The organism is Streptomyces sp. 5K101, from assembly GCF_046506645.1.
GTDB lineage: Bacteria > Actinomycetota > Actinomycetes > Streptomycetales > Streptomycetaceae > Streptomyces.
Genome location: NZ_JBKFFO010000016.1, coordinates 128,288 through 136,530, shown reverse-complemented (window position 1 = coordinate 136,530; position 8,243 = coordinate 128,288). Strand labels below are relative to the sequence as shown.

Annotated in this window: 7 protein-coding genes; 2 read left to right on the top strand and 5 right to left on the bottom strand. The window is 72.6% G+C overall.

Features of this window, described 5'->3' with window-relative positions; genetic code table 11:
- Positions 1-150: 150 nt before the first annotated feature.
- Complete coding sequence (locus tag ACLB9X_RS27175) at positions 151-1,077, bottom strand: LysR family transcriptional regulator (RefSeq protein ID WP_410363042.1); 927 nt, start codon at positions 1,075-1,077, stop codon at positions 151-153.
- A 70-nt stretch (positions 1,078-1,147) separates the two neighbouring features.
- Here ACLB9X_RS27175 and ACLB9X_RS27170 point away from each other — a divergent pair, with 70 nt between their 5' ends.
- The gene (locus ACLB9X_RS27170) at positions 1,148-2,278 is read left to right on the top strand and encodes a TDT family transporter (protein WP_410363041.1); all 1,131 of its coding nucleotides are present in this window, start codon (positions 1,148-1,150) and stop codon (positions 2,276-2,278) included.
- Here the strand turns inward: ACLB9X_RS27170 and ACLB9X_RS27165 are convergent.
- The 4 genes from ACLB9X_RS27165 to ACLB9X_RS27150 form a co-directional block, all read right to left on the bottom strand.
- Positions 2,229-2,963 carry a helical backbone metal receptor gene (locus tag ACLB9X_RS27165; protein WP_410363040.1) on the bottom strand — a complete coding sequence of 245 codons (735 nt, stop codon included), beginning with the start codon at positions 2,961-2,963 and terminating at the stop codon, positions 2,229-2,231. The genes ACLB9X_RS27170 and ACLB9X_RS27165 overlap by 50 nt on opposite strands.
- Before the next feature lie 4 nt (positions 2,964-2,967).
- On the bottom strand, positions 2,968-3,561 hold the full coding sequence (locus ACLB9X_RS27160) for a helix-turn-helix domain-containing protein (RefSeq protein WP_410363039.1): 594 nt from the start codon (positions 3,559-3,561) through the stop codon (positions 2,968-2,970).
- A 187-nt stretch (positions 3,562-3,748) separates the two neighbouring features.
- Positions 3,749-5,782 (bottom strand): ABC transporter permease/substrate binding protein, encoded by a 2,034-nt coding sequence (locus ACLB9X_RS27155; protein ID WP_410363038.1) that lies wholly within the window; start codon positions 5,780-5,782, stop codon positions 3,749-3,751.
- Positions 5,775-6,974 carry a glycine betaine/L-proline ABC transporter ATP-binding protein gene (locus tag ACLB9X_RS27150; protein WP_410363037.1) on the bottom strand — a complete coding sequence of 400 codons (1,200 nt, stop codon included), beginning with the start codon at positions 6,972-6,974 and terminating at the stop codon, positions 5,775-5,777. Before ACLB9X_RS27150 ends, ACLB9X_RS27155 begins: the two co-directional genes overlap by 8 nt.
- Positions 6,975-7,289: 315 nt before the next feature.
- Here ACLB9X_RS27150 and ACLB9X_RS27145 point away from each other — a divergent pair, with 315 nt between their 5' ends.
- Entirely contained in the window at positions 7,290-8,195 is a 906-nt protein-coding gene (locus ACLB9X_RS27145) for a 5'-3' exonuclease H3TH domain-containing protein (protein WP_410363047.1), read from the top strand.
- The last annotated feature ends 48 nt before the right edge of the window (positions 8,196-8,243 follow it).

Genomic DNA, 8,243 nt, shown 5'->3' with positions numbered 1-8,243 from the left:
GGCTCCGCCCCCGCACCCCCGCGCCTCAAACGCCGGCGAGGCTGAATTTCGCTGCGCGAAACCAGCCCGTCGGCCCCTGCCACGGCCGCCAGGCAGCGCCCCGGTTGTTGGGGGGAAAGCTCACGCAGCGGATCCCCGGCCTGCGCCCCGCTACCGCGGCGCTCGCGTCAGGGAGAGCAGGTCGCGGGCCGGGCCGGCGGGGCGTTGGCCGTGGGGCCAGACCGCTCGCAGGTCGCGGTCGAGACGGACGCCCTCCACCGGAATCCGGACCAGGCGGCGCGACGCCAGCTCCTCCGTCACCGCCAGCTCGCTCAGGACCGCCGGACCCGCCCCGCTCACCGCCGCCGCCTTCACCGCGGTCGTCGAGGCCAGCTCCAGCAGCGGTTCGGCCAGCCCGCCGTACCGGGACAGCGCGGAGTCGAGGACCTGCCGTGTACCGGAGCCGCGTTCGCGCAGGACGAGCGGGGACGCGGCCAGTTCCTCGGGGGTGAGGGCGGCGCGCCGCCGCCTCGCCCAGGCGTGGGCCGGCGCGGCGACCACGAACAGGCGGTCGTGGCCGACGACCGCCCCGTCCAGCCCCTCCGGGACGGCCAGGCCCTCCACGAAGCCCAGGTCCGCCTCCCCCGCGAGCAGCCGCTCCGCGACCGCCGCGGAGTTCCCGGCGAGCAGCGAGACGGCTGTGCCGGGGCGCTCCTCGCGCAGCGCGATCAGCCAGCCGGGCAGGAGGTATTCGGCGATCGTCATGCTAGCGGCGACCCGCAGCCGCGAGTCACGACGCCCTCGCAACGCCTGGGCTCCCGCGTCGAACGCCTCGGCCGCCTCGACGACCCGCCGCGCCCAGTCGGTCACGAGCGCTCCCGCTTCGGTGAGCCGCGAGCCGCGCGGGGAGCGGTCGACGAGGGCCACCCCGAGCTGGCGTTCCATGGAACGGATGCGGCTGCTGGCCGCCGGCTGGGTGATGCCCAGCTCGCGGGCGGCGCGCCCCAGGCTGCCGTGCCGGGCGACGGCGAGCAGCAGTTCGAGCGCTCCCAGGTCGGGCACGCGGTGGGCGAGCGGCACACGCTCCTCGTCACTCATAAGACCAGTTTATGAGGTGATAGGAGATTGGTCCCTGGCGGGCTGTGCGGGCGGGCACGAAGGTGACGCCATGGTCACCGTCGCCCAGCCCAGCAGTCCCTTGTCCGACTCGTCCCGGCGCTCGTTCGCCGTGCGGCTGCCGTCCGTCAGGGAGCTCGGCCCGAACTGGTACGCGGCGGTCATGGGCACCGCGATCGTCGGCACGGCCGGCGACGCGCTTCCGGTACGCGTGCCGGGGCTGCACGCCGCGTGCACCGCCGTGTGGGCGCTGTCCGCCGTTCTGCTGATGGTCCTGCTCGCGGCCCGCGCCGCGCACTGGGCCCGTCATGACGACCGGGCCCGTGCGCACCTGCTCGACCCTGCCGTCGCGCCGTTCTACGGCTGTCTGTCGATGGCGCTGCTGGCGGTCGGCGCGGGCGCACTGACGGCCGGCCGCGACCTGGTCGGCGGGCAGGCGGCCCTGATCGTCGCGGCCGCGCTGTTCGCGGTGGGGACGGCCGTGGGGCTCGTGGTCGCCGTGGCCGTGCCGTACCTCATGGTCGTGCGTCACCAGGTGACCCCGGGCAGTGCCTCGCCCGTGTGGCTGCTGCCGGTCGTGGCGCCGATGGTCTCCGCGTCCTTCGGCCCGCTGCTGGTGCCGCATCTACCCGCCGGCCAGTGGCGGGAGGCGCTGCTGCTGGCGAGCTACGCCCAATTCGGGGTCAGCCTGCTGGCGACGCTGCTCATCCTGCCGGTCGTCTTCGCGGGGCTCGTGCACCACGGCCCGCTGCCGCTGGCGCTGACGCCCGCCCTGTTCCTGGTCCTCGGTCCGCTCGGCCAGTCGACGACCGCCGTGAACAAGCTGGCGGACGTGGCTCCGGGCGCGGTCGAGGCGTCGTACGCGCACGGTCTCGGCGCGCTCGCCGTCGTGTACGGCGTGCCGGTCATGGGTTTCGCCCTGCTGTGGCTGGCGCTCGCCGGCGCGATGGTGGTGCGGGCCGCCCGTGCGGGACTGCCGTTCACGATGAGCTGGTGGGCGTTCACCTTCCCGGTCGGCACGTGCGTGACGGGGGCGCAGACACTGGCCCGCCACACCGGACTGGCGGCCTACGAGTGGCTGGCGATCGTCCTGTACGCCTTCCTCGTCGTGGCGTGGGCCGTGGCCGGCGCCCTCACCGTCCGGGGTGTGCTGCGCGGAGAGCTGCTCGCAGCGCGGCGCTGAGCACACCGGGCGCGTCGACGAGGGACGGCCCGTACCAGGTCAGCGAACGCCCGTCGACGAGCGCGGCGGAGAGCGCCGGGAATGCCTCGGGGCCGTCGTCGGGTCCGAAGGCGTACGGCTCGTCGGGCAGGACGACCAGGTCCGCGCCGCTGCCCCGCAGTTCGTCGAGCGGGAGGCGCGGGTAGCGGTCGGCGTGGCCTGCGTAGACGTTGCCGACGCCGAGGCGGGCGAGCAGGTCCCCGGCGAAGGTGTCGCGGCCGAGCACCAGCCAGGGCCTGCGCCAGATCGGGACGACCGCCCGCGTCCCGGCGACGGGCTCGACGGACGACCAGACCCGCCGGGCGTCGTCCAGCCACGCCGGCCGGACGAGGCCGCAGCCGTCGACGAGGACCCGCTCCAGCTCGCTCAGCGCCTGGTCCAGGCCGCGCACCTCGGTGACCATGACCTCGATCCCGGCCGCGCGCAGCGCCGCGAGATCGGGCTCCCGGTTCTCCTCCTCGTTGGCGAGCACGAGGTCGGGCCGCAGCGCCGCGACGGCCGCCACGTCGGGGTTCTTGGTGCCGCCGACGCGTACGACGTCGAGGCCGGCGGGCCTGCTGCACCAGTCGGTGGCGCCGACCAGCAGCCCGGGCGCGGTCGTGGCGACGGCCTCGGTCAGCGAGGGCACCAGGGAGACGACGCGCACGCGGTCAGCCCCGCGGGTCGTTGCTCGCCGCGATGTGGTCGGCGACCGCGACGACGAGGAGGCGGGTGTCGGCGGTGGTGGCCCGCCAGCGGTGCCGTACGCCGCCGGACAGGAACAGCGAGTCGCCGGGGCCGAGCCGGTGGGCGCGACCCTCGGCCTCCACCTCGACGGCTCCCTCGGCCACGTACATCAGCTCGTCGTTGCGGTGCTGGAACTCGCCCTCCGTCTCGCGCTCGCCGCTGTACTCCGCGGCGTGCAGCTGGTGGCGGCCGCGCACCAGCGCGCGCACGCCCGGCGGCGGCGCGCCGGGGTGGGTGCTGTCACCGGCGCGTACGAGGTCGATGGTGCGGGCCGCGTCGGAGGCGGCGAGCAGGGTCTCCGCCGTGGTGTCGAGGGCGTCGGCGACGCGCTGGAGGGAGCGGATGCTGGGACGGGCGCGTTCGTTCTCGATCTGGCTGAGGAAGGGCACGGACAGGCCGCTGCGGGCCGCGACGGCGGCGAGGGTCAGGCGCAGTGCCCGGCGCCGTTTGCGCACGGCCGCGCCCACCCGGAGAGGCTCTTCCCTCTCCTTGGCGTCCTTCGCGTCCTTCGCGTCCATGGGCCGGGCTCCCCTCCCCTGGGTCCTGTATCACCATACGCAGCATTGGCCCATCCGTACTCATCGAGCGCTGGAGTAGCGCGATCCCGGCGGTCTCGGCCGAAAGGGGTGGGTCCCCTGCCATGCCGGCGGTGCGGCTCGGCAGGGGACCACCCCTGTCGCGGGTACGGCGGCGGGTGCGGCGCGGTCAGATCGGGGCGATCCGGTCGGCGATGCCCGGGTCCTTCGCCATCCAGGCCCGTACCGCTTCCTCCTCGTGCCCGGTGCCGTGCTTCTGGATCTCGTTCTCCAGGCCGGCGAGCTGCTTCTCGTCCAGCCGGAAGTTCTCGAACCACTCGGTCAGCCGGGGGTACTGCGCGGGGAAGTCCTTCGAGGCGACGGTGTGGATCTCGTCGCCCTCGCCGCCCGCGGCCCTGCCCGCCTTGCCGACGGGGGTCCACTCGTCGGCGAGGCCGGGGTTGTCCTTCAGCCAGGCGCGGACGGCTTCCTGCTCCTTGCCCTTGCCGGTCTCCTGGATCCTCGCCTCGAGGTCCGTGAGCTGCTTCTCGCTCATCTCGAAGTTCTTCAGCCACTCGCCGACCCGGGGGTTGTCGGCGCTGAAGCCCTTGCGCGCGAGCGTGTGCACACCGTCACCCTTGCCCCAGGAGCCCTTGGGGTCCTTCAGCTTCTTCAGGTCGTAGGTGCTGTAGGCCCAGTGCGGCGACCACAGGGTGGTGACGACGGGCTCCTTCTTGTCGTACGCGCGCTTCAGCTCGGCGAGCATGCCGGGCGTGGAGCCGTCGACGACCTCGTACTCGCCCTCCAGGCCGTAGTCCTTCAGGACCTCGTCCTTGAGGAGGCCCATCATCCCGGCGCTGGGCTCGATGCCGATGATGCGGCCCTTGAACTGGCCGGACCTGCCCTTGAGGTCCTCCAGGGAGTCGATGCCCTTCATGTACGACGGGATGGACAGCTCCAGCGAGGTGGGGCCGTACCAGGCGCCCATGTCCTCCAGCCTGTCCCGGTACTTCTCCCAGTAGGAGGCGTGGGTGACGGGGAGCCAGGCGTCGGTCTGGAAGTCGATCTGGCCGCCGGCGAGGCCGGTGTAGAGCGAGCCGGCCTCCAGCTGCTTGGTCTCGACCTCGAAGCCCCGCTGCTCCAGCAGTTCCTTCCACAGGAACGTGGAGGCGATGCCCTCGTCCCAGGGGATGTAGCCGACGGAGATCTTCTCGCCCTGGCCGACGTTCGCCGCGTCCGAGGTGTTCTGTGTCGTCGCGCCGCCGAACACGCCCATGCCGCCGGCGGCGAGCGCGAGGACGACGATGCCCACGACGGCCACGGCGGGCCGGGGGCGGTGGTTCCAGATCTTGCCGCCGCCGGCCACCGCACGGGCCTTGGCCAGCGCGCGGCGGCCGAGCGGGGAGATTCGGCGGCCCAGCGCGCCGGTGATCCGGTCCAGGTACATGGCCAGGATCACGATGGAGATGCCGGCCTCGAAGCCGAGACCGATGTCGACGTTGCCGATGGCGCGGTAGACCGCGCCGCCGAGGCCGCCGCCGCCGACCATGCCCGCGATGACCACCATCGACAGGCCCAGCATGATGACCTGGTTGATGCCGGCCATGATCGTCGGCAGGGCGAGCGGCAGCTGGACGCGCAGCAGGGTGTTGCGCCGCGTGGTGCCGAACGCCTCGGCCGCCTCGACGAGTTCGCCGTCGACCTGCCGGATGCCGAGCTCGGTCATCCGGACGCCGGGCGGCAGGGCGAACACGATGGTGGCGATGATGCCGGGGACGACTCCGACGCCGAAGAAGATGATGCCGGGGATCAGGTAGACCATCGCCGGCATGGTCTGCATGAAGTCCAGTACCGGCCGGGTGACGGCGCTGACGGCCTTGGAGCGCGAGGCCCAGATGCCGAGCGGTACGGAGATCACCAGCGTCACGATGGTCGCGACGAGCACCAGCGAGAGGGTCGACATCGCGTCGTTCCACAGCTCGATGGAGTCGATCAGGGCGAAGCCCGCGAACGCGAGCACACCGGCGAGCAGCCCGCGCAGCCACCAGGCGGCGACCGCGAGGACGCCGGCGAAGAGCAGCGGCTCGGGCGCGGACAGCGCCGCGTCGATCCCGTCGTACATGCCGGTGACGAGCGAGCTGATCGCGTCGAACAGCCAGGAGAGGTGGCGCTGGAGCCAGTCGACACCGCTGTCGACCCAGTCGCCGAGGTGGAGCCTAGGCACGGGCCACCGCCTTGTCCGGCCCGGAAGCCGTCTTCGCGGGGTCCTCGGGGGAAGCCGGCTTCTCAGGGGCGGCCGTCTGCTCGGCGGGCGTGGCCTGCGCGGGCACGTCGAGGGACGTGCCCGGGGTCATCGGCTCGCCGAGGGCCGCGAGCAGCCGTGCCCTCGGGACGACGCCGATGAGCCTGCCGTCGTCGTCCGTGACCGCGACGGCGACGCCACTGGTGGAGCACGGGGTGAACAGCTCGGCGACCGGCGTGTCGGCGCCGACCGTGGCGGGTGCCGCGGCCAGCACGTCCTGCGCGTCGCGCATCTCCTCGCCGCTGTCGGTCGGGGTGCCGTACACGGTGTCCGGATCGGCCATGATCGCGCCGGCGGTGAGCACGCGGGAGCGGTCGACGTCCTGGGTGAAGGAGGCCACGTAGTCGTTGGCGGGCGTGACGAGGATGTCCTCGGCGGTGCCGAGCTGGACGATCCTGCCGTCACGCATCACCGCGATCGCATCACCGAGGCGCATGGCCTCGTTGAGGTCGTGGGTGATGAAGACGATGGTCTTCTTCAGGCGCTTCTGCAGCTCCAGCAACTGGTCCTGCATGTCGCGGCGGATCAGGGGGTCGAGCGCGCTGAAGGACTCGTCCATGAGCAGCAGATCGGCGTCGGTGGCCAGGGCGCGGGCGAGGCCGACACGCTGCTGCATGCCGCCGGAGAGCTCGTCGGGCCAGGAGTTCTCCCAGCCGGCGAGGCCCACCAGCTCCAGGGCCTCGGCGGCCCGCTCGGCGCGTTCGGCGCGGGGGACGCCCTGCACCTCGAGGCCGTAGGCGGCGTTCTCCAGCACGCTGCGGTGCGGGAAGAGCGCGAAGTGCTGGAACACCATGCTGATACTCGTGGAGCGCACGGTGCGCAGGTCGCGCGGGCTGAGGGCGGTCAGGTCCTGACCGTCGAAGAGGACGCGTCCGGCGGTGGGCTCCAGCAGTCCGTTGAGCATGCGCAGCAGCGTGGACTTGCCGGATCCCGACAGACCCATGACGACGAAGATCTGACCGGGCTCGACGGAGAACGAGGCGTCGATGACCGCTGCGGTCGTTCCGTCCGCACGCAGCTCACCTCGGTCGGCCCCGCTCTCGAGCCGGGTCACCGCTTCGTCGGGTCGTCTGCCGAACACCTTGTACAAGTGCTGGGCCTGCAGCCTGGACACATACACCTCACGCGTAGAACCGAGAACGGCCCGCCACCCCCGTGAGCAGGCCGTGGAGCACCGCGGGGTTCGCCCGCTTGCCCGGTGCAATGGTTGAAATTACGACGGGATTCGCTCCGGTTCCGCGCCTGCCCGGGTCCCAAAAGAGCAAACGCCAAGGTGATCCACATCACGGCAGAGGTGTCTTGCGGATGAGGCCGCGGGCATGCCGGTCCGGCCAGGGGCGTGGGCGGTTTCCGCCTGTGGTGGGTTTCCTCCGGGCGGCGGTCGCTGTCAGTGGGGTGCGGCATCATCATCGGTGTGACGCGACGCCTGATGCTCCTCGACACCGCTTCCCTGTACTTCCGCGCCTACTACGGGGTCCCCGACTCGGTCCGGGCCCCCGACGGCACCCCGGTCAACGCGGTGCGCGGGCTGATGGACTTCATCGCGCGCCTCGTGCAGGACCACCGCCCGGACGACCTGGTCGCCTGCTGGGACAACGACTGGCGGCCCAAGTGGCGGGTCGACCTCATCCCGACGTACAAGGCGCACCGGGTGGCCGAGGAGCACGAGCTGGGCCCGGACGTCGAGGAGACACCGGACACGCTGGATCCGCAGGTGCCGGTGATCCAGGACGTGCTGGCGGCGGTCGGCATCGCCCGCGTCGGCGCCGACGGTTACGAGGCGGACGACGTGATCGGCACGCTGACGGCGCGGTCCCCGGGCCCGGTCGACATCGTCACCGGCGACCGCGACCTCTTCCAGCTCGTCGACGACGCACGGGAACGGCGCGTGCTGTACCCGTTGAAGGGCGTCGGCACGCTGCAGGTGACGGACGAGGCGTGGCTGCGCGAGAAGTACGGCGTGGACGGGCCCGGCTATGTCGACCTGGCCCTGCTGCGCGGCGACCCGAGCGACGGGCTGCCGGGCGTGCCGGGCATCGGCGAGAAGACGGCGGCCAAGCTGCTCGACACGTACGGCGACCTGGCCGGGATCATGGCGGCGGTCGACGACCGCACGTCGAAGCTGACGCCCTCGCAGCGCAAGCGGCTGGACGAGGCGCGGGCGTACGTCGCCGTGGCGCCGAAGGTCGTCAGGGTCGCCTCCGACGTGCCGCTGCCTGCGTTCGACGCGTCCCTGCCGAGCGCGCCGCGCGACCCGGGCGCGCTGCAGGAGCTGGCGGAGCGGTGGGGCCTGGGCGGGGCCGTGGTGCGGCTCCTGTCGGCGCTGGAGCACTGAGGTGCCGAGCCGGGGGAAGTGTTAACTTAGGCAAGCCTAAGCACGCAC